The organism is Bradyrhizobium sp., from assembly GCF_035935975.1.
Classification (GTDB): Bacteria; Pseudomonadota; Alphaproteobacteria; order Rhizobiales; family Xanthobacteraceae; genus Bradyrhizobium.
This window is the reverse complement of the sequence record NZ_DASYWN010000002.1, coordinates 19,133-44,066: the sequence shown is the minus strand read 5'-3', so window position 1 is coordinate 44,066 and position 24,934 is coordinate 19,133. Positions and strand designations below refer to the sequence as shown.

The 24,934-nt window shown below is 64.8% G+C and carries 26 protein-coding genes; 16 read left to right on the top strand and 10 right to left on the bottom strand.

Annotated elements, in window-relative coordinates; genetic code table 11:
- Positions 1 to 16: 16 nt before the first annotated feature.
- The 3 genes from VGR99_RS00290 to VGR99_RS00280 all read right to left on the bottom strand — a co-directional run bounded on the left by VGR99_RS00290 (position 17) and on the right by VGR99_RS00280 (position 2,460).
- Positions 17 to 892 carry a shikimate dehydrogenase gene (locus tag VGR99_RS00290; protein ID WP_326896293.1) on the bottom strand — a complete coding sequence of 292 codons (876 nt, stop codon included), beginning with the start codon at positions 890 to 892 and terminating at the stop codon, positions 17 to 19.
- Between the two features lie 143 nt (positions 893 to 1,035).
- On the bottom strand, positions 1,036 to 1,974 hold the full coding sequence (locus VGR99_RS00285; protein WP_326896292.1) for a LysR family transcriptional regulator: 939 nt from the start codon (positions 1,972 to 1,974) through the stop codon (positions 1,036 to 1,038).
- A gap of 309 nt (positions 1,975 to 2,283) precedes the next feature.
- Positions 2,284 to 2,460, bottom strand: a complete 177-nt coding sequence (locus VGR99_RS00280; protein ID WP_326896291.1) for a hypothetical protein — start codon at positions 2,458 to 2,460, stop codon at positions 2,284 to 2,286.
- A 167-nt stretch (positions 2,461 to 2,627) separates the two neighbouring features.
- Here VGR99_RS00280 and VGR99_RS00275 point away from each other — a divergent pair, with 167 nt between their 5' ends.
- From VGR99_RS00275 to VGR99_RS00245, 7 genes are all read left to right on the top strand, one after another.
- Entirely contained in the window at positions 2,628 to 3,356 is a 729-nt protein-coding gene (locus VGR99_RS00275; RefSeq protein WP_326896290.1) for a LuxR family transcriptional regulator, read from the top strand.
- 83 nt (positions 3,357 to 3,439) lie between these two features.
- Positions 3,440 to 4,096 carry an acyl-homoserine-lactone synthase gene (locus tag VGR99_RS00270; RefSeq protein ID WP_326896289.1) on the top strand — a complete coding sequence of 219 codons (657 nt, stop codon included), beginning with the start codon at positions 3,440 to 3,442 and terminating at the stop codon, positions 4,094 to 4,096.
- A gap of 1 nt (position 4,097) precedes the next feature.
- Positions 4,098 to 4,316, top strand: a complete 219-nt coding sequence (locus VGR99_RS00265; protein ID WP_326896288.1) for a hypothetical protein — start codon at positions 4,098 to 4,100, stop codon at positions 4,314 to 4,316.
- A gap of 293 nt (positions 4,317 to 4,609) precedes the next feature.
- A complete protein-coding gene (locus VGR99_RS00260) occupies positions 4,610 to 5,527 on the top strand; it encodes a branched-chain amino acid ABC transporter permease (protein ID WP_326896287.1) in 918 nt (305 codons plus the stop codon).
- The gene (locus tag VGR99_RS00255; protein ID WP_326896286.1) at positions 5,524 to 6,468 is read left to right on the top strand and encodes a branched-chain amino acid ABC transporter permease; all 945 of its coding nucleotides are present in this window, start codon (positions 5,524 to 5,526) and stop codon (positions 6,466 to 6,468) included. The genes VGR99_RS00260 and VGR99_RS00255 overlap by 4 nt, the downstream gene beginning before the upstream one ends.
- Positions 6,461 to 7,228 carry an ABC transporter ATP-binding protein gene (locus VGR99_RS00250; protein ID WP_326896285.1) on the top strand — a complete coding sequence of 256 codons (768 nt, stop codon included), beginning with the start codon at positions 6,461 to 6,463 and terminating at the stop codon, positions 7,226 to 7,228. The genes VGR99_RS00255 and VGR99_RS00250 overlap by 8 nt, the downstream gene beginning before the upstream one ends.
- Positions 7,221 to 7,934, top strand: coding sequence for an ABC transporter ATP-binding protein (locus tag VGR99_RS00245; protein ID WP_326896284.1), 714 nt, complete (start codon positions 7,221 to 7,223; stop codon positions 7,932 to 7,934). The genes VGR99_RS00250 and VGR99_RS00245 overlap by 8 nt, the downstream gene beginning before the upstream one ends.
- Before the next feature lie 153 nt (positions 7,935 to 8,087).
- Here VGR99_RS00245 and VGR99_RS00240 read toward each other — a convergent pair whose 3' ends face one another.
- The 4 genes from VGR99_RS00240 to VGR99_RS00225 form a co-directional block, all read right to left on the bottom strand.
- Positions 8,088 to 8,438, bottom strand: a complete 351-nt coding sequence (locus tag VGR99_RS00240; RefSeq protein WP_326896283.1) for a hypothetical protein — start codon at positions 8,436 to 8,438, stop codon at positions 8,088 to 8,090.
- A gap of 51 nt (positions 8,439 to 8,489) precedes the next feature.
- The gene (locus VGR99_RS00235) at positions 8,490 to 8,663 is read right to left on the bottom strand and encodes a hypothetical protein (RefSeq protein ID WP_326896282.1); all 174 of its coding nucleotides are present in this window, start codon (positions 8,661 to 8,663) and stop codon (positions 8,490 to 8,492) included.
- A 71-nt stretch (positions 8,664 to 8,734) separates the two neighbouring features.
- Positions 8,735 to 10,171: a glutamine synthetase family protein gene (locus tag VGR99_RS00230; protein WP_326896281.1), complete on the bottom strand. Its 1,437-nt coding sequence runs from the start codon at positions 10,169 to 10,171 to the stop codon at positions 8,735 to 8,737.
- A 194-nt stretch (positions 10,172 to 10,365) separates the two neighbouring features.
- Positions 10,366 to 11,724, bottom strand: a complete 1,359-nt coding sequence (locus tag VGR99_RS00225) for an aromatic ring-hydroxylating dioxygenase subunit alpha (RefSeq protein ID WP_326896280.1) — start codon at positions 11,722 to 11,724, stop codon at positions 10,366 to 10,368.
- A 117-nt stretch (positions 11,725 to 11,841) separates the two neighbouring features.
- Between VGR99_RS00225 and VGR99_RS00220 the strand changes: the two genes are divergently transcribed.
- The 3 genes from VGR99_RS00220 (at position 11,842) to ybaL (ending at position 14,928) form a co-directional block, all read left to right on the top strand.
- Positions 11,842 to 12,627 (top strand): IclR family transcriptional regulator domain-containing protein, encoded by a 786-nt coding sequence (locus VGR99_RS00220; protein ID WP_326896279.1) that lies wholly within the window; start codon positions 11,842 to 11,844, stop codon positions 12,625 to 12,627.
- 157 nt (positions 12,628 to 12,784) lie between these two features.
- Complete coding sequence (locus VGR99_RS00215) at positions 12,785 to 13,117, top strand: PRC-barrel domain-containing protein (protein ID WP_326896278.1); 333 nt, start codon at positions 12,785 to 12,787, stop codon at positions 13,115 to 13,117.
- An 83-nt stretch (positions 13,118 to 13,200) separates the two neighbouring features.
- Positions 13,201 to 14,928 carry a YbaL family putative K(+) efflux transporter gene (gene ybaL / locus VGR99_RS00210; protein WP_326896277.1) on the top strand — a complete coding sequence of 576 codons (1,728 nt, stop codon included), beginning with the start codon at positions 13,201 to 13,203 and terminating at the stop codon, positions 14,926 to 14,928.
- A 114-nt stretch (positions 14,929 to 15,042) separates the two neighbouring features.
- Here ybaL and VGR99_RS00205 read toward each other — a convergent pair whose 3' ends face one another.
- Positions 15,043 to 15,723: a transglutaminase family protein gene (locus VGR99_RS00205; protein ID WP_326896276.1), complete on the bottom strand. Its 681-nt coding sequence runs from the start codon at positions 15,721 to 15,723 to the stop codon at positions 15,043 to 15,045.
- A 196-nt stretch (positions 15,724 to 15,919) separates the two neighbouring features.
- On the opposite strand from VGR99_RS00205, the gene VGR99_RS00200 reads away from it, so the two are divergent.
- Positions 15,920 to 16,666: a B12-binding domain-containing protein gene (locus VGR99_RS00200; RefSeq protein WP_326896275.1), complete on the top strand. Its 747-nt coding sequence runs from the start codon at positions 15,920 to 15,922 to the stop codon at positions 16,664 to 16,666.
- Here VGR99_RS00200 and VGR99_RS00195 read toward each other — a convergent pair.
- Entirely contained in the window at positions 16,663 to 17,058 is a 396-nt protein-coding gene (locus VGR99_RS00195) for a group II truncated hemoglobin (RefSeq protein WP_326896274.1), read from the bottom strand. The two genes, VGR99_RS00200 and VGR99_RS00195, sit on opposite strands and share 4 nt — an antisense overlap.
- Positions 17,059 to 17,298: 240 nt before the next feature.
- Positions 17,299 to 18,225 (bottom strand): helix-turn-helix transcriptional regulator, encoded by a 927-nt coding sequence (locus VGR99_RS00190; protein ID WP_326896302.1) that lies wholly within the window; start codon positions 18,223 to 18,225, stop codon positions 17,299 to 17,301.
- 120 nt (positions 18,226 to 18,345) lie between these two features.
- Between VGR99_RS00190 and VGR99_RS00185 the strand changes: the two genes are divergently transcribed.
- The 5 genes from VGR99_RS00185 (at position 18,346) to boxB (ending at position 24,790) form a co-directional block, all read left to right on the top strand.
- The gene (locus VGR99_RS00185; RefSeq protein WP_326896273.1) at positions 18,346 to 19,887 is read left to right on the top strand and encodes a benzoate-CoA ligase family protein; all 1,542 of its coding nucleotides are present in this window, start codon (positions 18,346 to 18,348) and stop codon (positions 19,885 to 19,887) included.
- Positions 19,888 to 20,019: 132 nt separating this feature from the next.
- Positions 20,020 to 20,838 carry an alpha/beta hydrolase gene (locus VGR99_RS00180; protein WP_326896272.1) on the top strand — a complete coding sequence of 273 codons (819 nt, stop codon included), beginning with the start codon at positions 20,020 to 20,022 and terminating at the stop codon, positions 20,836 to 20,838.
- 18 nt (positions 20,839 to 20,856) lie between these two features.
- A complete protein-coding gene (locus VGR99_RS00175) occupies positions 20,857 to 21,393 on the top strand; it encodes a DUF309 domain-containing protein (RefSeq protein WP_326896271.1) in 537 nt (178 codons plus the stop codon).
- A 107-nt stretch (positions 21,394 to 21,500) separates the two neighbouring features.
- The gene (gene boxC, locus VGR99_RS00170) at positions 21,501 to 23,189 is read left to right on the top strand and encodes a 2,3-epoxybenzoyl-CoA dihydrolase (protein ID WP_326896270.1); all 1,689 of its coding nucleotides are present in this window, start codon (positions 21,501 to 21,503) and stop codon (positions 23,187 to 23,189) included.
- 149 nt (positions 23,190 to 23,338) lie between these two features.
- Positions 23,339 to 24,790 (top strand): benzoyl-CoA 2,3-epoxidase subunit BoxB, encoded by a 1,452-nt coding sequence (gene boxB, locus VGR99_RS00165; protein ID WP_326896269.1) that lies wholly within the window; start codon positions 23,339 to 23,341, stop codon positions 24,788 to 24,790.
- Positions 24,791 to 24,934: the final 144 nt, after the last annotated feature.

Here is a 24,934-nt window from a genome sequence, read left to right as displayed (position 1 = left end):
GTCCGGCCGCTTTGCCTCAAGCTGCCCGATAGGCGGCGCTGCGCGCGGCCATCACGGTGTCAAAAGCCTCTCCCATGACTTCGGTCGACGGGGCAAGGCCGGTGAACAGTTCGAAAGCGTCGGCGGCCTGGTAGATCGCAAGCTCGCGCCCGGTCATGATCTGCGCGCCCTTCTCTTGCGCTGCGGCAAGGAGCGGCGTGATCAGTGGCGAATAGACGGCATCGGCGACCCACAGGTTCGCGCGGAGCAGTGGCGGCGGCACCGGCGTGTCGCGGTTCGGCAGCATGCCGACCGGCGTGCCGTTGATGAGGCCGGTCGCGCCATCGAGCGCGGCCTCGACGCTGGTCACGACTTTTGCGCCTGGCGCGTTCAGGAGCGAGGCAAGCTTTTCAGCCCGTGCCGGCTCACTGTCGAAAATGCGGATGTCGGAGACCTTCTTGTCCGCCAGCGCAAAGGCGATGGCCTTGCCGACACCGCCCGCGCCGATCACGGCCACCGCATTGCCTGATGGCGCCAGCAGCGGCGCCACCGCGCGCGCAAAGCCCGTGGTGTCGGTGTTGTGGCCGATCAGACGGCCGTCCCTCACGACCACGGTATTGACCGCGCCCATGGCGGCCGCGCCCGGCGCCAGCTCGTCGAGCAGCGGCACCACGGCCTCCTTGTAGGGAAAGGTCACGTTGACGCCGGCAAAGCCAAGCCGCCGCACGCCTTCCAGCATCATGCTGAGAGCGGCGGCGTCCGCACCGGCGACCTCGATCAGCTGGTAATGGCCGCGCAGGCCAAGCGCCTCGGCGGCGCGCTCATGCATGAAGGGGGAAGCGGAATGCGCGATCGGCGCGCCGATCAGGCCGGTGAGGAGTTTCTTGCTGGCGGCGTATCCGCGCTTCGACATGGTTCGCTATCGTCTCGTTGGAGCGTTCGGTCCCGGCCATTAGCGGAGAAATCCGCCCAAATCCAAGGGGGCTTTCTGGTCCGACGATAGCCTTTCCCTTGCCTAACACAATTACCCATTTATCGGACAAACCTAACATAATGTTATTTTTTCCGGCCGCGCCCGGAAGCGGCCTTGCCGTTGCCGCGCGACGGCTCGACCGCGCGCATCTCCGCGCGCAGGGACTCGATGAAATATTCGACGTGAAGCGACAGCGGAGCGCCGCGCTTCACCGCGATGTAGGTGTCGAACCTTGTCGGCTCGGTGATCTTCAAGAGTTCGATGCCGGGATAGCCGCCATGGGCGACCGTGAACTGGTCGATGATGGCGATGCCGAGCCCCGCCTTCACCAGCGCGCAGACCGTGGTGCCGAAGCGCGCGCGGATGGTGATGTTGTAGTCGAGCCGGTTGCGCGCGAAGATCTCGGCCATGATCCGCCCGTAAGGGTCGTTCGGATCGATGCCGATCAGCGGGTAGCGCGTGATCTCGGCGGCGGAGACCTGTTTGCGCCCGGCGAGCTCGTGGCCGGGCGGCACGATGCAATAGAGTTCGCCCGAGGCGAGCGGCATGAAGTCGAGCCCGGAATGCTCCAGCCGGTAGCTCATCGCCACGCACTCGCCGCGGCCGAGCATCAGATAGTCGATTGCTTCCTCGAGCTTGAGGATGTTGATGTCGATGCCCAAATCTGGATAGCGGCGGCGGACGCGCTCGATCGCGCGCGGCACCATCACCTGCGAGATGCTCGGCACCGAGCCGATGCGCAGCTCCGACAACCCGCCGCGGCCGATCTTGGAGATGATCTCGGAGAGATCGTCGACCTTCTTGTAGACACCGTTGATCTGCTCAAAAATGTTCTCGGCTTCCGGCGTCGGAAAGTAACGGCCGTTCTGGCGCTGGAAGAAGCGGATGCCGAGCGAGCGCTCGGTGTATTTGACGAGCCGGCTGATCCCCGGCGCCGACACGTTGAGCAATTTTGCCGCGCCGCCGATGGTGCCCGTCACCATCACGGCACGGATCACTTCAACCTGGCGCAGCGTCATCATGGTCCTGGCACCCGAAGGATTGGCATCCGAAAGAGATCGTGGCGGCGATCATCTCACGAGAGACGCGCTGTCATCCAGCGGCAAGTGCCTGGCGATGTGGATGGGCCCCGGCGCTGCAGCGCATCGTCGAAGAGACGCTGCGCTGCGTCCGGGCACGAGCGCGGCCGGGTCCGACAACCGTCTCCCACAGGCGGAAAACGGAAGTTAACTTCGCTGTCAGAGTGTTTCGACTAAAATCTGCGCGTTCAAATGGAAGGGTGGCGGGGTCGCGCGATCTGTACCGTCGGCGTCGTTTGCTGCAACCGCGTGCTAGCTCGCCGGTCCTTCGGGCGAGGCGCTCTCCGCGAGCTCGGCGCGCTCGCTCTCCAGCACTGCGCGTGCGAACTCGATGATCTTCTGCTTGTTTGCCGTTTCGTGGACGGCAAAAAACACGCGGTTCAGTTCCAGGCCGAGCACGCTGTTGAGGGCGATGTTCTCGTCGTCCATCGTGGTTTTCCCGCTTTGTACGCCTTGAGGTGTAACTTGACGTTACTTCTTCCACAAGTAGATAAAAGCTTCGGAGTAGGCAGACACCGGAAATCTACGGGAGCAGCGAATTGAGGCAGCCCCCAAATACGTGCTATAGCGGACAGCCAAGGTCAGGAAACGCACCGATGTCCGCCGTCGACTATGGCCGGGAAGCGCTCGACTTCATCGAAGGCCTGGGTACCTATCGCAAGGTACCGGATGCCATGAACGCGCTTGAGGTGGCCTTCGGTCGCTTTGGTTTCGAGACCATCATCGTGACTGGTTTGCCGAATCCCGATCAACGCTTCGCGCAGATGGTGCTCGCCAAACGCTGGCCGGCCGGATGGTTCAGCCTCTACACCCAGAATAATTACGACCGCGTCGACCCCGTGGTGCGATTGTGCAGGCAATCGGTCAATCCGTTCGAATGGTCGGAAGCGCCCTATAATGCCGAGCTCGAGCCTGATGCGGCCGAGGTGATGAACCGCGCCACCGATTTTCGCATGTCGCGCGGCTTCATCGTGCCGATCCACGGGCTCACCGGCTATGAAGCCGCGGTGTCGCTCGGCGGCGTTCATCTGGATCTCAATCCCCGCAGCAAGCCGGCATTGCATCTGATGGCGATGTATGGCTTCGACCACATTCGCCGCCTGCTCGAGCCGACGCCTTATCCGTCGACGCGTCTCACCCCGCGCGAGCGCGAGGTGATCTCCTGGGCTTCACAGGGCAAGTCGGCCTGGGAGATCGGCGAGATCCTGCACATTACGCAGCGCACTGCCGAAGAGCATCTTGCAACCGCCGCGCGCAAGCTCGGCGCCGTCAACCGTACGCATGCGGTTGCGCTCGCGATTCGCCACAAGATCATCGCTCCCTAGGCGACGTACTGGGAAATTTCCCAATATCGAACCCGCCTCTTTTCGAAGATTCTTTCCCCCATTGAGGCTCAATGGGGGTTTTCATGATCCACGCAATTTCCTCGGTCAATCGCCACCTTTACGAAGACGTACTCGAGCAGCACTTCCGGATACGCCACGACATCTTCGTCGAGGAGCGGCACTGGGAGACGCTGCGCAGGCCGGATTGCCGCGAGATCGACTCCTATGACGACGAGGATACCGTCTACCTGCTCGCCCTGGAGGGGCGGCGCGTCGTCGGCGGTCACCGTCTCTACCCGACCACCAAGCCCTCGATGATGAGCGAGGTGTTCCCGCACCTGGCGTCGGTTCGCGGCTGCCCCGCCGATCCGCTGGTCTGGGAATGGTCGCGCTATTTCGTCGTTCGCGATCGCCGCGACGGCGCCCTCAACCTGCAACTGATGGCGGCGGTGCAGGAGTTCTGCCTCGATCAGGGGATCGCGCAGGTCAGCGCGATCATGGAAACCTGGTGGCTGCCCCGCTTTCATGAAGCCGGCTTCGTCGTGACCCCGCTCGGCCTGCCGGCCCTGGTGGAGAACGCCTGGACCATGGCAGCGACGATCGAGATTCGCCAGCAGACGGTCGATGCCCTGCATGATCGCATCGGCACCGCTTCGATCGTTCAACAGGACGGCCCGCGTCTGGACGCCGTCGCCCGTGCCAACCTTTGCGGCCTTGCCGCGCAACGAAAGAGCGCCTGAGATGTCTAACATGATGCGGGACAGCCAGATCATGGCGCAAACCAATGACGAGAATCTCGGCTACATGTCCGACATGGCCCTCGAGCTCGCGCAGATGGCGGAAGACTCCGGCCTGACGACGCTGGCCTACCTGTTCAGGATGGCGGCGCTGGAAGCCTCGACGGCCAACAGCATGCTCGCCGAACCGGACGAGCTTCCCCAGCAGATGACGTCGCACTAGACGCGACGTTCAGCTCTGACGACATTGCCGCCCTCCCTCGGCTTGCCGGGGGAGGGCGATCGTTTGGGTGCGGCAGGTTGCCCCATCTGCTGCGGCAGCCTTCTTGCAAGGTCGCGTCCGACCGCATGCACCCGCATGCAACAAAGTGCATGTTTGGTGTCGAATCGCTCTTGCCTCGGAACGATACTGCCATTACCCATTTTTCCGCTTTGAAGAGGCAGGGGGAGCTCTTTCACTGATGGCGACTGTGTTCGAACATCGGCGCGCGTTCGTATGCGCCTGAAAGAGTCTTGATGCTGCTTGTCGTCGAACAGTTCTTGAACGGATTGCAGTTCGGCCTGCTGCTGTTTCTGCTCGCCGCCGGCCTGACGCTGGTGTTCGGGATCATGGATCTCGTCAACCTCGCGCACGGCTCGCTCTACATGATGGGCGCCTATTTCGCCGCGACCTTCGCGGCGTGGACCGGCAGCTTCCTGCTCGGCGCGCTGCTGGCGCTGGGTGCTACGCTGATCCTTGGCATTGTGCTGGAAATGAGCGCATTGCGGCATCTCTACGGGCGAGACCATCTCGACCACGTGCTCGCGACATTTGGCCTGATCCTGTTCTTCAATGAAGCGGTGCGGCTGATCTGGGGCCCGGCCGGCCTTGCGCTGCCGCTGCCGGCCTGGCTGACCGTGCCGGTGCCGATCCTGCCCGGCATTCACTATCCCGCCTATCGCCTCGCCATCATCGCGGTGGCACTGCTGGTGGCGCTGCTGCTCTATCTCGGCGTGATGCGCACCCGCATCGGCATGCTGATCCGCGCCGGCGCCTCCAACCGCGAGATGATCGGCGCGCTCGGCATCAACATCAAGCTGCTCTACACGCTGGTGTTCGGCCTCGGTGCGGCGCTCGCAGGATTGGCCGGCCTGATGCAGGCGCCGATCCTCACCGTGCAGATCGGCATGGGCGAGAACATCCTGATCCTCGCATTCGTCATCATCGTGATCGGCGGCATCGGCTCGATCCGCGGCGCCTTCCTCGCCGCGATCTTCGTCGGCATGATCGACACGCTCGGCCGCGCCTTCCTGCCCAACCTGCTGCGGCAGGTGCTGAGCGGCGCCGCCGCCTCCACCGCCGCGCCCGCACTCTCGTCCATGCTGATCTACCTCCTGATGGCGATCGTGCTGGTGGTGCGGCCGGAGGGGCTGTTTCCGGCCAACCGTCGATGAAGGCTTTCTCGGTGAGCAAGGCCGTCACGGCCCTGATGCTGGCGGGCCTCGTGCTGCTGCCGCTCTATTCGTCGCTGTCCGGCAACATCTTCATCCTGACGCTGTTCACCCGCATCGTCATCCTGGCGCTGGCCGCGGCGAGCCTCAACCTCATCATGGGCTTTGGCGGCATGATGAGCTTCGGCCACGCCGCCTATCTCGGCATCGGCGGCTATGCGGTCGGCATGCTCGCGCAGGAAGGCGTCGGAAGCGGCTTCATCCAGTTTCCGGTCGCGCTCGCGGCCTCCGCGATCTATGCGCTGGTGATCGGCGCGCTTTCGTTGCGCACCCGCGGCGTCTATTTCATCATGATCACGCTGGCGTTCGCGCAGATGGCCTATTACGTCGCCTCGGGCCTTGCGCGCTACGGCGGCGATGACGGCCTCACCGTCTACAAGCGCAGCGACTTCTCCGGGCTGATCAACCTGTCGAACCGCACGCAGTTCTATTATCTCTGCCTCGCCTGCCTGTTCGCCGTGCTCCTCCTGATCTGGCGCATCGTCAATTCGCGCTTTGGCCTCGTCGTGCAGGGCCTGCGCTCCAACGAGCAGCGCATGCAGGCGATCGGCTTTCCGGCAAAGCGCTACCAGCTCGTCTGCTTCGTCATCTCGGGCACCATGTGCGGCCTCGCCGGCGCGCTGCTCGCCAACAACACCGATTTCGTCAGCCCGGCCGTGATGTACTGGACCCGCTCCGGCGACCTCATGGTGATGGTGATCCTGGGCGGCATGGGCACGCTGTTCGGCCCGGTCATGGGCGCGGTGGTGTTCCTGTTGCTGGAAGAGTTCTTGTCGCAGATCACCGAATATTGGGCGCTGATCATGGGCCCGCTGCTGCTGCTGATCGTGCTGTTCGGGCGCGGCGGCATCATGGGCATGCTGGGGAGGGCTTCTCGTGGCTGAACCCTTGCTCCGCGTCGAAAAGCTGGTGCGCCGCTTCGGCGGCATCATTGCGACGGACAACGTCTCGCTCGACGTCGCCAGCGGCGAACTGCACGCCATCATCGGCCCGAACGGCGCCGGCAAGACCACGCTGATCAGCCAGCTCACCGGACATCTCGAGCCGCATTCCGGCAGCGTCTCGCTGGGCGGTCGCGATATCACCTACCTGCCGGCTTATCGCCGCTGCGCGCTGGGGCTGGCGCGCTCGTTCCAGATCACCTCGCTGCTGCTCGACTTCACCGCAGCCGACAATGTCGCGCTGGCGGCGCAGGCGCATGCCGGCACCTCGTTCCGCTTCTTCGCCAATGCACGGAAGGAGAAGGGCCTGCGCGATGCCGCCCATGCCGCGCTCGATCGCGTCGGTCTCGGCCATCGCGCCGATGTCCTGGTGTCGAAGCTCAGCCATGGCGAGCGGCGGCAGATCGAGCTCGCCGTCGCGCTCGCCAGCAAGCCGAAATTGCTGCTGCTCGACGAGCCCATGGCCGGGCTCGGCGTCACCGAATCCCAGGGAATGGTGAAGCTGCTGCAGGAGCTGCGCAAAGAGGTCTCGATCGTCCTCGTCGAGCACGACATGCCCGCGGTGTTCGCGCTGGCCGACCGCATCTCGGTGCTGGTCTATGGCCGCGTCATCGCGTCCGGCGATCCGGCCGCGATCCGCGCCAATGACGAGGTCAAGCGCGCCTATCTCGGCGACCAGCATGTGGTGACGCACCATGGCTGACACGCTGCTCGACGTCGACGGCATCGAGACCTGCTATGGCCTGAGCCAGGTGCTGTTCGGCCTGTCGCTGTCCATCAGGCCGGGCGAGATGGTCTCGCTGATGGGCCGCAACGGCATGGGCAAGACCACCACCATCCGCTCCATCATGGGCCTGACGCCGGCGCGATCAGGCACGATCCGGTTTGCGGGCACCGAGGTGCGCCAGCTTCCGTCGTACCGGATTGCAAAGCTCGGCGTCGGTCTCGTGCCCGAAGGACGGCAGATATTCCCGAACCTCACCGTGCGCGAAAACCTCGTCGCGGCCGCCGCCGATCGCTTCGGCAGCAGCAATCCCTGGACGCTGGCCGCGATCTACTCCCTGTTCCCGCGACTCGCCGAGCGCGCCGCCAACATGGGCAACCAGCTCTCCGGCGGCGAGCAGCAGATGCTGGCGATCGGCCGCGCGCTGATGACCAACCCGAAGCTGCTGATCCTGGACGAGGCGACCGAAGGCCTCGCCCCGCTGATCCGCGAAGAGATCTGGAGCTGCCTGTCGCTGCTCAAGAGCCGCGGACAGTCGATCCTGGTCGTCGACAAGAACGTCGACCACCTCGCCCGCATCTGCGACCGTCACTTCATCATCGAGCGCGGCAAGACGGTGTGGAGCGGCACGTCGGAGCAGCTAATGGCCGAGCCGGATCTGCAGCACAAATACCTCGGAATTTGAGCCCCGCTCTTTCCTCTCGTCATTGCGAGCGAAGCGACTTGTCCGCCGAAGCCTTGGCGAAGGCGGAAGCAATCCAGAATCCTTCCGCGGAGGGATTCTGGATTGCTTCGTCGCAAGCGCTCCTCGCAATGACGGAAGAGAGACCTGCACCTCTCACCAATAAATCCCGTGCCGATGCAATTCGCGGATCACGCGCGCCTCGGTGGACGGCTGGCGGTGCTTCGGCTTGGCCGTTGCCGCGGCCGGCTGAGCGGACGTCGCGGCCGCTGTCGCGGCTTGCGCTGGTGTGGCCGAAGTCGTTGAAGCAGGCGTGGTCGTCGCCGTCTGCACACTCGCCGGCGGCGTTGCGGTCGGGGCCTGCGTGGCCTGCGGCGGAGCCGTCGCTGCCGGCTGCTCGGTCGTCGGGCTCGCATTCGTGGTGGCCAGGCTCAGACTGCGCGAACCCCCGGCATAGGCTTGGCTGGCCAGCAGCGAAATCGTCGCGATCAGGATGAGCTTGCGCATGGAAGCCTCCTTCACTTGGTCAATCCGTCTTACCTGTATGCCTCCGCGCCATCAGCGGGCGAGGTGGTGGGTCCCGATCTCGATCAGGGTGGTCCGGCAGGACAGGCGATAGATCAGGCTCAATAATTGACCCAACATGATCGAACTCCATTGTTGATCATGGAAGCCGAACATAGCCCTCGCTTCTTTCCGGCCGTTTTCGCGGCGCAGGGAAAAAGGCTTCATCGGAGCACGGAGTGGTGTCGTCGGAACAAACGGGATGAAGTCGCCTCACAGTGCCGTGAGGCTGTTCTCCCTCAAAACACCTCGAAATACTCGCGGTGCTCCCAATCGGTCACTTCAGACAGGAAGCGGTCGATCTCGGCGTTCTTGATGTGGGTGTAGTAGTCCACGAACTCCGCCCCGAGCTTCTCGCGGAAGAACGGATCATCCTTCAGCGCGCTGACCGCATCGCGCAAGCTCTTCGGCAGCAGCGGAGCCTTGGTCTCGTAGGGCGTATCGGCGGACGGGCCGGGATCGAGCTTGCGGTCGACGCCGTCCAGCCCTGAGAGGATCTGCGAGGCCATGTAGAGATAGGGATTGGCGGCGGGCTCGCCGATCCGGTTCTCCAGGCGCGTCGCCGCATCATTGGCGCCGCCGAGCACGCGGATCATCACGCCGCGATTGTCGCGGCCCCAGATCGCGCGGTCCGGCGCCAGCGAATAGGAGCGGTAGCGCTTGTAGCCGTTGATGGTCGGGGTGGTGAACACGGTCGAGGCGCGGGCGTGGTCGAGCAGGCCGGCGAGGTAAGCCTTGCCGAATGCGCTGAGAGGCTCGCCGCCGTCTTTCGCCATGAACAGGTTTTCACCGCTCGCATGCGAGACGATCGACTGGTGTAGGTGCCAGCCGCTCGCGAACACATTCGGCAGCTTCGGCCGGCACATGAAGGTGGCGTGATAGCCGTGACGCCGTGCGATCTGTTTCACGGCCGAGCGGAACAGCACCATGTTGTCGGCGGGCTCGAGGCCCTTCTTCGGCGCGAAGGTGAACTCGCACTGGCTCGGCCCGAACTCGACCTCGACCGAGCGCAACGGCAGCCCGAGCGCGACGATGTCGCGGCGCAAAATCTCCAGCACCGGCTCCATCTGATCGAAGCGCTGCTCGGTCAGGTACTGATAGCCGTGGCTGAGCAGGCTCACCGATGGCGGCGTGCCGGGCTGGCCGGCGTCTTCCGCGCTCATATGCGGGTCGTCGAGCCTGAAGATGTGGAATTCGACCTCGAGCCCGGCGACGAAATCGTGGCCGCGGCCCGCGAGCTCGTCGAGCACCTTGCGATAGAGCCCGCGCGTTGCGAACGGCACGGGACGGCCATCGCCAAAATACAGGTCGCACAGCACCCAGCCGGTCGCCGGGGCCCATGGCAGCACGCGAAACGTGGTGGGATCGGCGACCATCAGCACGTCGGCCGCGCCCTCCATCTCCTTCATGCCGAAACCGCCGCCCGCGGTGAACACCGGAAACACCGTGCGGTGCGAGGTGTCCTTGGCGAGCATGGTGGTGGTGATCGAGCAGCCGCTTTCCAGCGAGGCAATCGCCTCCGTGGCGATGATGGTCTTGCCGCGCAGGATGCCGTGCTGGTCGGGGAAGGCAAGGCGGATGACTTCGAGGTTCTTGTCCTCGACGAACCGGCGCATGCGCGATGCGGCGTCCTTCTGCTCATCCGACCACAGCGCATGACGCGCGACGAAAGTCACTTTGGTTGCTCCTCAATCACCGCTGTCATCGTCCGCCCTGTGCGCAATTGCGCACTGGGGCGGACGATCCAGTATTCCTGAGACGGTCGTGTGTCCACGAGATGCCACGGCGTACTGGATGCCCCGCCTTCGCGGGGCATGACAGCGGAGAATGCGGAGCCGCCGTCGCGGCTCGCCCGCAGCGAATGGCATCGTCACTCCGCCGCCGTCAGCCGGTGCACGTTGTCGGCGATCTCCTTCGGGACCGGTGCGGTCCACGGCGCGCCGCGGCGGCGCTTGACGTCGACTTCCATCCAGTAGGTCTCCCAGCCGCGGGTCGGCCCGATGCCGTCCATGGTCGCCGGGCCCTGGATGCTGCGCGCATTGGCCTCGTCCAGGAACAGCATCGGCTTCTCGCCGCCGCCGACCTTCTCGATTTCGGCCCGCAGCAGGCGGCGATATTGCACGATCGCCTTGTCGCTCGAACCGAGATGCTCCTTGGTGCGGTCCTGGATCGCGCCCATCGATTCCACCGCCCACTGGTCGTGGACGTTGATGTCGTTGCCCATGCCGGTATAGGTCGCGGTCTGCTGCTCGTGCGGATCGAAGCCGTAATCGTTGCTGCGGTTCTTGCGCGACTTGTAGTCGGGCAGCTCGTAGAGCTCGAGCCGCTGGTCGCGCATCTTCTTCTTGTCGACCGGGTTCGAATAGCTGGTGAAGATCGCGTACCAGTAGCAGTTCTCGTCATCGACAGGCACGTGCCACTGCGTGATCGTCATCTCCGTGCTCATGGGGATGACGAAGCCGTGCGGGAAGAGCTGGTTGGTGACGCGCACATGGGTGCGCTCCTCGTCGATCTCGCGCAGCGCGATCAGCCGCAGGCCGTATTCGGTGTGCTCGACATTGATGATCGGGCGGTCGTATTCGCGCAGGATCTTCGTCATCGGCAGGTCGCTTCCGGCCGAAGCGCCGCGGAATTGCTTGCCATAGGCAGTGGACGTGTCCTCGTCCTCGAAGAAGCGGTGCAGATAGGAGGCGTGCGCAGGATCGATGCCGACTTCCAGCGCCTGCAGCCAGTTGCAGGCCATGTGCCCCTTGAACGCGAACGTATGCGTGCCGGGCGCGACGAAGCAGTCGATCTCCGGAAAGGCCGGCGGCTCGCCCTCGCCGAGATAGGCCCAGAGGATGCCGCTCTTCTCCACCACGGGGTAGGAGCGCTGGCGGATGTTCTGGCAGAGTTTTGAATCCTTCGGCTCGGCCGGCGTCTCGATGCACTGGCCGGTGGCGTCGAACAGCCAGCCGTGGAAGGCGCAGCGCAGGCCGCCATGCTCGAGCCGCCCGAAGGCGAGGTCGGCGCCGCGATGCGCACAGTGACGATCGATCAGGCCGTAACGCCCGGTCTCGTCGCGAAACAGCACCAGGTTCTCGCCGAGCAATTTGACGGGACGGATCGGCCGCTCGCCTTCCAGTTCATCGACCAGCGCCGCCGGCTGCCAGTAGCTCCGCATCAGCTTGCCGCACGGATCCTTCGGCCCGGTACGGGTGATCAGGTCGTTCTGCTCCTGGCTCATCATGGCGGTCGCGTCCTTTTTCCGGAGGGCGTTTTCTGTTCGCCTATTGAACGAATGGGCGAATTATGACATGCCTTGGATCGGCAGCAAGCACTATTTTGCAGGATTGTCCCGGGGATCATGCCCAAGCTGAAGCGAAGCGAGACCGACGAGCGTGCGACGGATTTCGTCGAAGCGCTCGATCGCGGCCTGCGCCTGCTGCAATGCTTCGGCACGAACGTGGGCCCGATGACACTGAGCGATCTCGCCCGCGCCGCCGATCTGCCGCGGGCGACCGCCCGGCGCATGCTGTTCACGCTCCAGCGCGGCGGCTACGTCTCCGGCGACGGCAAGCTGTTCTTGCTGACCCCGCATGTGCTGACGCTGGCTGCATCATACCTGCGCTCCAACCAGCTCGTCGCCGTGCTCCAGCCGGTGCTCGATCGCGTCGCGACGGCGGCCAACGAGATCTCCTCGCTCGCCGTGCTCGATGGTGACGACGTCGTGTTCGTCGCACGCAGCAGCCCGGCGCGGATGTTTTCCGGCGGTCTCGAAATCGGCTACCGCCTGCCGGCGTTCTGCACCTCGGTCGGCCGGGCCATGCTCGGCCAGCTCGACGATGCCGATCTCGCCGCCCGCCTCAAGACCATGAAGCGCGAGGCGCTGACGCCGCAGACGGTGACCGATCCCAAGGCACTGCTCGCGCGCATCGCCACCGACCGCGCGCAGGGCTATTCGCTGGTCGACCGCGAGGCCGAGCCGCATTTCCGCTCGATCTCGGTTCCCGTACGCCGCTATGACGGCGTGATCGTCGCCGCCATCAACATGGGCGCCCATGTCGACCGTGTGCCGGCGCAGGAATTGATCGACCGTTTCCTGCCGCTGCTGCGCGACGGCGCCGAGTCGGTGCGTTCGCAATTGCTGTAGGTTTGCAGGGTGGATCAGCCCGCGGCTGCGCGAAGCGCAGTCCGCTGGCGTAATCCACCGCTTCTGTCCTCGCGGAGACCAAAGAGGTGGGTTACGCTTCGCTAACCCACCCTGCTCAGCTATAATCTGCTCCGCACACCAGATCAGGGAGCAAGCCATGCAACACACCATGGTTCCCAGTGATCGTGTCGAGCACGTCGCCGTTTATGGGTGCGACGGCTCGAAGCTCGGCACGATCGAACGATTGATGCTCGACAAGTTGAGCGGAACGGTCGCTTACGCCGTCATCAAGACCGGCAGGCTGCTCGGGACGCATCATCACTATCCCGTGCAATGGAGCGCGCTGAAGTATGATCCGGGACGTCAGGCCTTCCAGGTCGAACTGACGCCGGAGCAATTGAGCAGCGGTCCCTGCGAGTTTGATGGCGATGAATTCGACTGGGGCGACCGCTCGCCGCCGTATCAGCATCCGAATTACTGGTCTATCTGACGGCGCGATGGGCAAGCGTCGCGCGTTGACCCGCGCGCACAGGTCGCGGTGCACGAACGCGCCCGCTGTGTCAAAAGGCAAAAATGCCGCATGACACACCTCTCATCGCCACCATCGTCGTTGGACTTGGACTAGCCTTCGTACTTGGAACAATCGCGCAGCGGTTCCGCATTCCGCCGCTGGTCGGATATCTGCTCGCCGGTGTCGCTGTCGGCCCGTTCACGCCGGGCTTCGTCGCCGACCAGGCGCTTGCCACCGAGCTGTCGGAGCTCGGTATCATCCTGCTGATGTTCGGCGTCGGCCTGCATTTCTCGCTGCAGGATCTGCTCAGCGTCCGCAACATCGCCGTGCCCGGCGCCGTCGTGCAGATCGCGGTCGCGACATTGATGGGGCTCGGCCTTGCGTTGCTGATGGGCTGGAGCGCCAGCGCCGGCCTCGTGTTCGGCCTCGCTTTGTCGGTGGCGAGCACCGTGGTGCTGCTGCGCGCGCTGCAGGAGCGGCGCCTCATGGAGACGGACCGCGGCCGCATCGCCGTCGGCTGGCTGATCGTCGAGGACCTCGCGATGGTGCTCGTGCTGGTGCTGTTTCCGGCGATCGCGAGCCTTCAGGGCGGCCATGGCGGCAAGCCCACGTTCGAGCCGCTGGCCGCGCAGCTCGGCCTCGGGCTTGCCGGCGTGGTGATGCTGACGATCGTCAAGATCGCAGTGTTCATCGGCCTGATGCTGGTGGTGGGCCGCCGGGTGATCCCGTGGATCCTGCATTACATCGCCCACACCGGATCGCGCGAGTTGTTCCGCCTCGCCGTGCTTGCGATTGCGCTGTGCATCGCCTTCGGCGCGACCAAGCTGTTCGACGTCTCGCTGGCGCTGGGCGCGTTCTTTGCCGGCATGATGCTGCGGGAATCGCCGCTCAGCGCACGGGCGGCGCAGGAATCGCTGCCGCTGCGCGATGCTTTCGCGGTGCTGTTCTTCGTCTCGGTCGGCATGATGTTCGATCCGATGAGCGTGGTCCGCGAGCCCTGGCCGCTGCTGGCGACGCTTGCGATCATCATGCTCGGCAAATCGGTCGCCGCGTTCCTGATCGTGGTGCTGTTCCGGCATCCGGTCGCGACCGCCCTGACGATCTCGGCGAGCCTGTCGCAGATCGGCGAGTTCTCCTTCATCCTGGCCGAGCTCGGCGTCGCCTCGCAGATCCTGCCCAGCGACGGCCGCGACCTGATCATGGCCGGTGCGATCCTCTCCATCATGCTCAATCCGCTGATGTTCGCAGCGGTCACCTGGCTCGCGCCGCTGCTCGATCCCAGGCGGGATACGCCGCAGGCCGCGGCCGCCGTGCCCGAGCCGATCCGCACCACCGACCTCACCGACCATACGATCGTGATCGGCTATGGCCGCGTCGGCGCGCTGGTCGGCGATGCGCTGAAGCAGCGGCAATTGCCCTTCCTGGTCGCCGAGGTCGGCGAGAGCGCACTTCAGAAGCTGAAGCAGGGTGGCATCGAGACGATCATGGGCAATGCCGCGCAGCCCGAGATCCTCGGCGCCACAAATCCGTCGCGGGCGCGGCATCTGGTGATCGCGATCCCCGAGGCGTTCGAGGCCGGGCAGATCGTGCAGCAGGCGCGCGCAGCCAATCCCGATATCCGCATCATCGCGCGGGCGCATGCGGATGCCGAGGTCGATCATCTGAAGGGACTGGGGGCTGATGTCGTCATTATGGGCGAGCGGGAAATCGCGCGCGGCATGATCGAGGAGCTGGAGAGGAGAGTCCCGGATGCTGCCCAGCAAGATCCCCGCGCGCTCGTGGTTGGTTGACCCGTCGCACCTCTCGCTGGATGTCGTAGCCCGGGTGAGCGAAGCGATACCCGGGAAAGCGCTCGCGCGGGGTCCCGGATGTCGCTTCGCTCATCCGGGCTACGGCACCGCGCTCTACCGCCCCTCCGCCTCACGCTCCATGTCGCGGCCCGACAGATCCTCGCCCTGCATGTTGGCGTAGTCGCGCGCCATCTCGCGCATCAGGAACTTGGCCGGCACGTCGTGATAGGTGCCGCGGTCGTTGACATATTGCATGTAGGCGCGCCCCTCGCCGTCGAAGGGATGCAGCAGCGCGTCGGTGTGGCCGTCGAAATCGAGCGGCGCAACACCGACCTTGGCGCAGAGCGTGTCGTTGAAGGTCGGCGTCGCCTTGCGCCAGGCGCCGTCGACATGCACCTCGGTAAAGCCGTGCCAGGTGAAAATGTCGGTGCCCATGCTCGCGCGCAGCTTCTCTGTGGTGAGATGGTTCTTCACGTCGGCAAAGCCGACGCGCGCGGGAATGCCGTGGACGCGGCAGGCGGCGGCATAAAGCGAGGCCTTGCCGACGCAATAGCCTTGTCCCGCGGCAAGCACGCTCGAGGCGCGAAACGTGTCGGCGACGCGCATGCTGACGTAAGGGTTGTAGCGGATGCCGTCGCGCACCGCCTTGTAGAGCATGCTCGCCTTCTCGCGGGCGCTTGCATCCGCGCGCACCGTGTCTTGCGCGAATTGCTGCACGGCGGGGTGATCGCTGTCGATGTACTCGCCGGGATCGGTGTAGAGCCGGCGGATGGTGTCGGGGAGGATGTCGGTCATGGCGAGAGATTAGCAGCCGGCTTTGATCTAGCTCAATTTCGTTGGTTGCAGGCCGCCCATGCTCGCTGCACGACCCCATCACCGCTTGCGTCGAGCCGCTATCGCTCTTGCAAGCGACGATGCTGCGCTAGGCTGTGCGGAACCGGGGAGGGGGAATGGCGGCGTGCTGAAATGGTGTGCCCATTGCCAGCAGTTCATGGGCGAGATGCCGCCGCACGCGGATCTCGGCATCACGCACGGGCTGTGCCCGAAATGCGCGGGCGAAGAGCCGGATCTGCTCAGCGGCGATGAATACGCCCATGCGGTGGCGCTGCGGGACCTGTTCCAGTCCTTGTTCGCGGCCGGGCGCAGGAATGATTTTAGTGCGGCTGGGCCGCTGGTCGACGACGCCATCGCCGCCCATTGCCGGCCGGTCGACATTCTCATCGGCATGATCGCGCCGATGCTCTACGAGATCGGCAATGCCTGGGAGCGCGGCACCCTGACCGTCGAAGGCGAGCACGAATTCACCGCCTTCGCCGAGCGGGTGATCGATCTGGTCGAGGCCAGGATGCGGCTGGCCTGGTCACAGCCGACGCACCCCAGCGGGGACGGTTGCTACTTCCTGATGAACGCGCCGGGCAACATTCATGTGGTGGGCATTCGCATCCTCGGTCTCTGGCTGCAGAATCAGGGGTGGCGGACGCGGCACGTCGACGATCGTACGGTTCTCGAGGCCTTGGCCGAGCCTTCGCTCGCGGGTGAGCCCAAGACGCTGCTGGTCTCGATCGCGCTGCCCGAGCAGTGCGATGCGGTCGCAGCGCTGGTCGAACGCGTGCAGGCCTTGCCGGCGCCCAGCCGTCCCAACATCGTGCTCGGCGGCTACGCCGTCAAAACCGGACGGGTGCTGCCGATCCCGGGCGTGAGGCTTGCGAAGGACATCAGCGCGCTCGGTCTCGACTAGCTTCGGTTGCGCATCCAGTCGGCGAGGCCCGAGATCGCCTTGTCGAGCTCCTGCCGTGCGGCGCCATCTGTCACCGTCTCCTCCATCGCACCCCGCATGCAGAGCAGCCACGCGTCGCGCTCGGCATCGCCGATGGCAAAACCGATATGCCGCTGCCGCAGCCGCGGATGGCCCTTCTCGGGCGTATAGAGCTTTGGGCCGCCGGTCCATTCGGTGAGATAGCGCTTCAGCACGTCCCTGATCAGGCCGAGATCATCCGCATGCATCGCGCGGATCGCTTGCGCCTCCGGCAGCGTGTCCATGCGGTCGTAGAAGCGGTCGACGAGGGCATCGATCGTGGCGCTGCCGCCGATCCGCTCGAACATGGAGGTGGTGACGTCGCTGGAGGTCATCGTGGGTCCCAAGGCTGGTTCTTGGGCTCGGATATAGTGACTTTGTGGCGGGCCACAAACTCTGCTGTCGTCCCGGACAAGCGCGCTTAAGCGCGCGCCGATCCGGGACCCATAACCACAGGGAAGTGTTTGGCGAAGATCAGTCGTTCGGGATTGGCCGCGTGCACAATCGATGGATCACGCGGTATGGGTCCCTGCGTTCGCAGGGACGACAGCGCTGTGCTCGGCGAAAGGACCGCCCTACAGCGCCACGCTCCGCAGCCCGAAGCTGCGCGCTTCGTTCTGCAGCACCGGGCGCACCGCATCGATCAGCCTTGCCGCCGCGGCATCGACGCTCAGCCCCGCCGTATCCACCACCGCCGTCGCGCGCGAATACAGCGGCTCGCGGCTCAGCAAAATGTTGCGCAGCTCGGCCATGGCGGAGCGATCATCCGCCATCGGGCGCAGATCGCCCTGGCGGCGGACGCGGGCCATGTGCTCCTCGGGCTCGGCCTTCAGCCAGATCGTGTAGAACGAGGTCAGGATCTGGTCGAAGGTCAAAGGCTCCGAGACGATACCGCCGCCGGTCGCCAGCACCATCAGCTCGTTCCGCGCGAGCAGTTGCTGCAGCGCGGCCTGCTCCATGCGGCGAAAGCCTTCCTGGCCGTACAGCGCGATGATCTCGGCGACCGAGAGGCCGTTCTGCTGCTCGACCTCCTTGTTGAGCTCGACAAAGCTCCAACCGATCTTCTTCGCCAGCATTCGCCCGAGCGTCGATTTGCCGGCGCCGCGCAGGCCGATCAGCGCGATGCCGCAGAACGGCGCGCGTCGCGGCGCGGAAGCGCTGCCGCCGGCGAGCAGATCTTTTGCTTGGGCAATCTGCGCCGGCGTCGCCTTGCGCAGCAGATCGCGAAACATCTGCCAGTCCGGCGTCGGATCGGCTGAGGGAAGCAGGTCTTCGAGATGCGCGCCCATCGCGTCGGAGACGCGGCGCAGCAGCACGATGGAGACGTTGCCCTTGCCGCTCTCGAGCTGCGCGATGTAGCGCTCGGAAATCCCTGATACCTTGGCGAGCACCTTGCGCGACATGCCGCGCAACGCGCGCATGGTGCGCACGCGCTGGCCGAGCTGTTCGAGAAATCGGGATTCGGCGTCGGGACTGTCGGTCATGGACCTTCTTCGGCGGATGCCCTCTTTGACGAAGGCCCTGCGGCGCGTTTTAATGAAACATAGTGCCTGCTGGCATTGACAGCAAGCTGTCACAGTGTCTTTCTATGAATTATAATTCTAAAATCTGGGGAGACGACCGTGAGCGAGGGATCCTACAACGCGGTGACCTGGCTGCTCGACCGTAACGTCGAGGAAGGCCGAGGCAACAAGCTCGCCTTCGACGACACCGTCTCGCGGCTCACCTATGGCGAGCTGCAGCGCGAGACACGGCGCGCCGCCAACATGCTGCGCCGGCTCGGCGTCCGCCGCGAGGAGCGCGTGGCGATGATCATGCTGGATACGGTCGACTTCCCGATCGTGTTCCTGGGCGCGATCCGCGCCGGCATCGTGCCGGTGCCGCTGAATGCGCTGCTGACTGCGGACCAGTACGCCTACATCCTCGCCGACTGCCGCGCCCGTGTGCTGTTCGTCTCCGAGGCGCTTTATCCCGTCATCAAGGACGTCGTCGGCCGCATGCCCGATCTCGAGCATGTCGTGGTCTCCGGCGCCAAGCAGAACGGCCACAAGCAGCTTGCCGAGGAAATCTCCGACGAGAGCGACCAGTTCACCACCGCCGCGACGCATCCGGACGAGCCGGCATTCTGGCTCTATTCGTCCGGCTCGACCGGCATGCCCAAGGGCGTGCGCCACATCCATTCCAACATGCAGGCGACCGCCGACACCTACGCCAAGCAGGTGCTCGGCATTCGCGAGAACGATGTTTGCCTGTCCGCGGCAAAATTGTTCTTCGCCTATGGCCTCGGCAATGCGCTGACCTTCCCGATGTCGGTCGGTGCCACCGTGGTGCTGAACAGCGAGCGCCCGACGCCGGCGCGGATGTTCGACCTGATGAACAGGTTCAACCCGTCGATCTTCTACGGCGTGCCGACGCTGTTCGCGGCGATGCTCAACGACGAAACGATGAAGAGCGAGCGCGGCGGCAAGGCTTTGCGCATCTGCACCTCGGCCGGCGAGGCGCTGCCGGAATCCGTCGGCAACAGCTGGAAGTCGCGCTTCGGCGTCGACATTCTCGACGGCGTCGGCTCGACCGAGCTGCTGCACATCTTCCTGTCGAATGCGCCGGGCGACATCAAATACGGCTCCTCCGGCAAGCCGGTGCCGGGCTATGCGGTGCGGCTTGTCAACGAGGCCGGGCAGGACGTCGCCGACGGCGAGGTCGGTGAGCTGCTGGTCGATGCCCCCTCCGCCGGCGAAGGCTACTGGAACCAGCGCCACAAGAGCCGCCGCACCTTTGAAGGACCGTGGACCCGCACCGGCGACAAATATGTCCGCGACACCGAGGGACGTTACACGTTCTGCGGCCGCGCCGACGACATGTTCAAGGTCTCCGGCATCTGGGTCTCGCCCTTCGAGGTCGAGAGCGCGCTGATCACGCATCCGGCCGTACTGGAAGCCGCCGTCGTACCCGAGGCCGATCCGGAAGGCCTGCTGAAGCCGAAAGCCTTCGTCGTGCTGCGGCCGGGTGCGAAGACCAGCGACCTCCAGGAGATGCTGAAGGACCACGTCAAACAGAAGATCGGCCCGTGGAAATATCCGCGCTGGATCGACGTGGTGGACTCCTTGCCGAAGACAGCGACGGGCAAAATCCAGCGGTTCAAGCTGCGCGAGGGCACGAATTGAGCGGCTCCGTGCGGCGTGTGACTCGCGCTGCCGCGGCAAGCTCCGCTGCGCTCCCTCCCCCCTTGGGGGAGGGAGCGACTGAGCAAGCGGACCTATCTCGTTCTTACGGCGCGATCGAAGAAGAGTGACAGCATGACCAACCTCACCCCCACCGGCTTCCTCAGCATCGGCACGGCGAGCCTCGAATACAAATGGCTCGCGCCCGCATCCGCCGACGCGCCGACCATCGTCATGCTGCATGAAGGCCTCGGCTCGGTCGGCCTCTGGGGCGATTTTCCGGAGAAGCTGCGAGAGGCCACCGGCGCCGGCATCTTCGTCTATTCGCGCGCAGGCTACGGCCAGTCGAGTCCGGCGACGCTGCCGCGCCCGCTCGATTACATGCAGCGCGAGGCGCTCGACGTGCTGCCGAAGATTCTCGACGCGATCGGTTTCAAGCGTGGCCTTTTGCTCGGCCATTCCGACGGCGCCTCGATCGCGACGATCTATGCCGGCGCGCATCAGGATCACCGGCTGCAGGGCCTCGTGCTGATGGCGCCGCATTTCATCGTCGAGGACATCTCGGTGAAATCCATCGCCGCGATCAAGACGACCTTCGAGACCACCGACCTAAAGACAAAACTGGCGCGCTGGCACAAGGACGTCGACAACGCTTTCTATGGCTGGAACCGCGCCTGGCTCGATCCCAAATTCCGCGACTGGGATATTTCGGAATATCTGGCCTATGTCCGCGTTCCCATCCTGGTCGTGCAGGGCGAGGGTGACCAATATGGGACCTTGCGACAGGTCGAAATTGCCCAGGAAGAGTGTTACTGTCCGGTAGATTTGAAAATTATTTCAGACGCGGGCCATTCCCCGCATCGTGAAGCGCCGGGGGCGACGCTTGACGCGATTGAGCAATTTGCAAGAGCGGCCCTGCGCGACGATCAGGGACTCCAGGGACACGCCGCATGACCATGCGGAGGCACACCCATGAATGTGCCTTCACATGCGAATGGCCAATTGCCGTGGCCGCGCTGGGCCTATGTGCCGGGCGAGACCGGCGGGGTCGATGCCGATTACGAGACGCTGGACATGGCCAAGGCGCTGGTGCCCTCGGCCTTCCGCGGCTACGTGCCGGCGCGCCATCCGGCGCTGCGCTACGGCCTGGCGCTCAACGACCGCGGCTATTTCTGGGAATCGCAGGAGGTGCTGGAGGCGGTGTGGGCCGCAGCGCCGCAAGGCGGCCGCGAGCGCATCCTGCTGCGCGCCTGCATTCTCGTCTCCAATGCCAATTTGCGGCTGCGGATGCAGCGGGCGCATTCGGCCGCGCGCCTGTTCGGCGACGCCCAGGCCGAGCTTCGTATCCTGAGCGCGCGCAAGGCGGCGGCCGGCGGCGACGGCTTTGTCGAGAGCTTCCCGATTCCCGCGCTCAACGCGCTGCTCCAGGCCAAGCTCGGCCGTCCCCAGCTCTCCAAGGCCGACTGGATTGCGCTCAGCGCTATTGTGCGGACCCAGCCGTCTGCATGAAACAAAGTGCATGCATGGGCGGTTAAGGGCTAGACTCCTTCCAAAAGATGCACTATTGTGCATCTAACGGTAAACGCCAGAACACTAATCAAGCTCAAGGGTGGCCCATGGCCGGGGAAGATCGGCGCCTCGCAGGCGGCGCGACATTCATCGATTTCCAGACCGAATCGTCCCGCTACCGGCACTGGAAGCTCGCGGTCGAGGGCGATGTCGCGACGCTGACCATGGATGTGGACGAGAACGGCGGCCTGTTCGAGGGCTACCTGCTCAAGCTCAATTCCTACGATCTCGGCGTCGACATCGAGCTCGCCGACGTGATCCAGCGCCTGCGCTTCGAGCACCCGGAAGTGAAGGTCGTGGTGATGCGCTCGGCCAAGAACCGCGTGTTCTGCGCCGGCGCCAACATCCGCATGCTCGCGGGCTCGACGCACGCCCACAAGGTCAATTTCTGCAAGTTCACCAACGAGACCCGCAACGGCATGGAAGACTCCTCCGAGAATTCCGGCCAGCGCTTCATCACCGTGGTGAACGGCTCGGCCGCCGGCGGCGGCTATGAGCTGGCGCTCGCGACCGACCACATCATCCTCGCGGATGACGGCTCCTCTGCCGTGGCGCTGCCCGAAGTGCCGCTGCTCGCGGTGCTGCCGGGCACCGGCGGCCTCACCCGTGTCGTCGACAAGCGCAAGGTGCGCCGCGACCACGCCGACTTCTTCTGCACCATCGAGGAAGGCGTGAAGGGCAAGCGCGCCGTGCAATGGCGTCTCGTCGACGAGATCGCGCCGAACTCGAAGCTCGAGGCCAGGATCGTCGAGCGCGCCAAGGAATTCGCCGGAAAGTCGAAGCGCGCCGCGAGCGGTAAGGGTATCGCGCTGACGCCGCTCAAGCGCGTCATCGGCGAGACCAGCATTCATTACGGCTTCGTCAGCGTCGACATCGATCGCGCCGCCCGCATCGCCACCATCTCGATCAAGGCGCCCGAGGCGGCGCCGCCGGCCGACATCGACGGCATGATGGCGCAAGGCGCCTCGTTCTGGCCGCTGCAGGTGGCGCGCGAGCTGGACGACGCCATCCTGCACCTGCGCATCAACGAGCTCGAGATCGCGATGCTGGTGTTCAAGAGCCACGGCGACCGCGCCCATGTGCTCGCGTCCGACGCCTTCCTCGAAGCCAACAAGGCGCACTGGCTGGTCAACGAAATCAGGCATTACTGGAAGCGTGTGCTCAAGCGCATCGACGTCACCTCGCGCACGCTGGTGACGCTGGTCGAGCCCGGCTCGTGCTTCGCCGGCACGCTCGCCGAGCTCGTCTTCGCCGCCGACCGCTCCTACATGCTGATCGGCACGCGCCAGGGCGACAACCAGCCGCCGCCGTCGATCGAACTCTCCGCGATGAACTTTGGCCCGTACCCGATGAGCCACGGCCTGACGCGGCTGGAATCGCGCTTCCAGGCCGACCCGGCCGATGTCGAGCGCGCAGAAGCCACGCTGGGCACCGCGCTCGATGCCGAGCAGGCCGAAGAGCTCGGCCTCGTCACCTTCGCACTCGACGACATCGACTGGGACGACGAGGTCCGCGTGTTCCTCGAAGAACGCGCCAGCTTCTCGCCCGACAGCCTCACCGGCATGGAAGCGAGCCTGCGCTTCGTCGGCCCCGAGACGATGGAGTCAAAAATCTTCGCGCGCCTCACCGCCTGGCAGAACTGGATCTTCCAGCGCCCCAACGCGGTCGGCGAGGAAGGCGCGCTGCGCCGCTACGGCAGCGGACAGAAGCCGAAATTCGATATGACGCGGGTTTGACGACTTTCTTGTCCCGGGCGCGGCGCAGCGCGAAGCGGTGCGACGCAGAACCGGGACCCAGACGGACCGAACAATAGGTCCCGGCTCAGCAGTGCGGCACTTCGCGCCGCACTGTGTCCGGGACACGAGAGATCGCAAGGAGCACGGCCATGAACATGAACATCATGAACGTCGACTACTCGACCAAGATTCCGAACAACGTGAATCTCGCCGAAGACCGCCAGGTGCTGAAGGCGCTGGAAGGCTGGCATCCCGGCTACATGGACTGGTGGAGCGACATGGGGCCGGAAGGCTTCCAGGAATCGCTCGTCTATCTGCGCACCGCCTACTCCGTCGATCCGCGCGGCTGGGCCAAGTTCGACTATGTCCGCATGCCCGAATATCGCTGGGGCATCCTGCTTGCGCCGCAGGAAGAGAACCGCGTCGTTCCGTTCGGCGAGCACTATGGCGAGCCGGCCTGGCAGGAAGTCCCCGGTGAATATCGCGCCATGCTGCGCCGCCTGATCGTGATCCAGGGCGACACCGAGCCGGCCTCGGTCGAGCAGCAGCGCCATCTCGGCAAGACCGCGCCCTCGCTCTACGACATGCGCAATCTGTTCCAGGTCAACGTCGAGGAAGGCCGCCACCTCTGGGCGATGGTCTATCTGCTGCAGAAATATTTCGGCCGCGACGGCCGCGAGGAAGCCGACGATTTGCTCCGCCGCCGCTCCGGCGATGCCGACGCGCCGCGCATGCTCGGCGCCTTCAACGAGGCGACGCCGGACTGGCTGTCCTTCTTCATGTTCACCTATTTCACCGACCGCGACGGCAAGATGCAGCTGCACTCGCTGGCGCAATCGGGTTTCGATCCGCTGTCGCGCACCTGCCGCTTCATGCTCACGGAAGAAGCGCACCACATGTTCGTCGGCGAGACCGGCATCACCCGCGTCGTGCAGCGCACCTGCGATGCGATGCGCGAGGCCGGCATCACCGATCCCACCGACATCGCCAAGGTTCGCGCGCTCGGCGTGATTGATCTTCCGACCATCCAGAAGAAGCTGAACCTGCACTACACGCTGTCGCTTGATCTGTTCGGCTCGGAAGTCTCGACCAACGCGGCCAACGCCTTCAACACCGGCATCAAGGGCCGCTATCACGAGACCCAGATCGACGACGACCACCAGCTCAAGAACGCCACCTATCCGGTGCTCAAGTTCATCAACGGCGAGATCAAGCTGGTCGACGAGCCGGCGCTGACCGCGCTCAACATGCGCCTGCGCGACGATTACAGCCAGGATTGCGTCAAGGGCATGCTGCGCTGGAACAAGGTGATCTCGACCGCCGGCTATGACTTCCAGCTCAAGCTGCCGAACGTCGCCTTCCACCGCCACATCGGCGAGTTCAAGGACGTGCATGCGACGCCCGACGGCATCCTGATCGACGACGCGACCTGGGCCAAGCGCAGGGACGACTGGCTGCCCTCGACCGCCGACGGCGACTTCATCACCTCGTTGATGCAACCCGTCACCGAAACCGGCAAGTTCGCCTCGTGGATCTCGCCGCCGAAGGTCGGCATCGACAACAAGCCGGGCGATTTCGAGTACGTGAAGATCGAGTCGTAAAGGCTGCCGGCGAGGCGCGACAGCCACGCGACACAAACGGCGTCATCACCCGCGAAAGCGGGTGATCCAGTATTCCAGAGGCCGCAGAGATCAATCGAGACGCCGCGGCGTACTGGATGCCCCGGTCAAGCCGGGGCATGACAG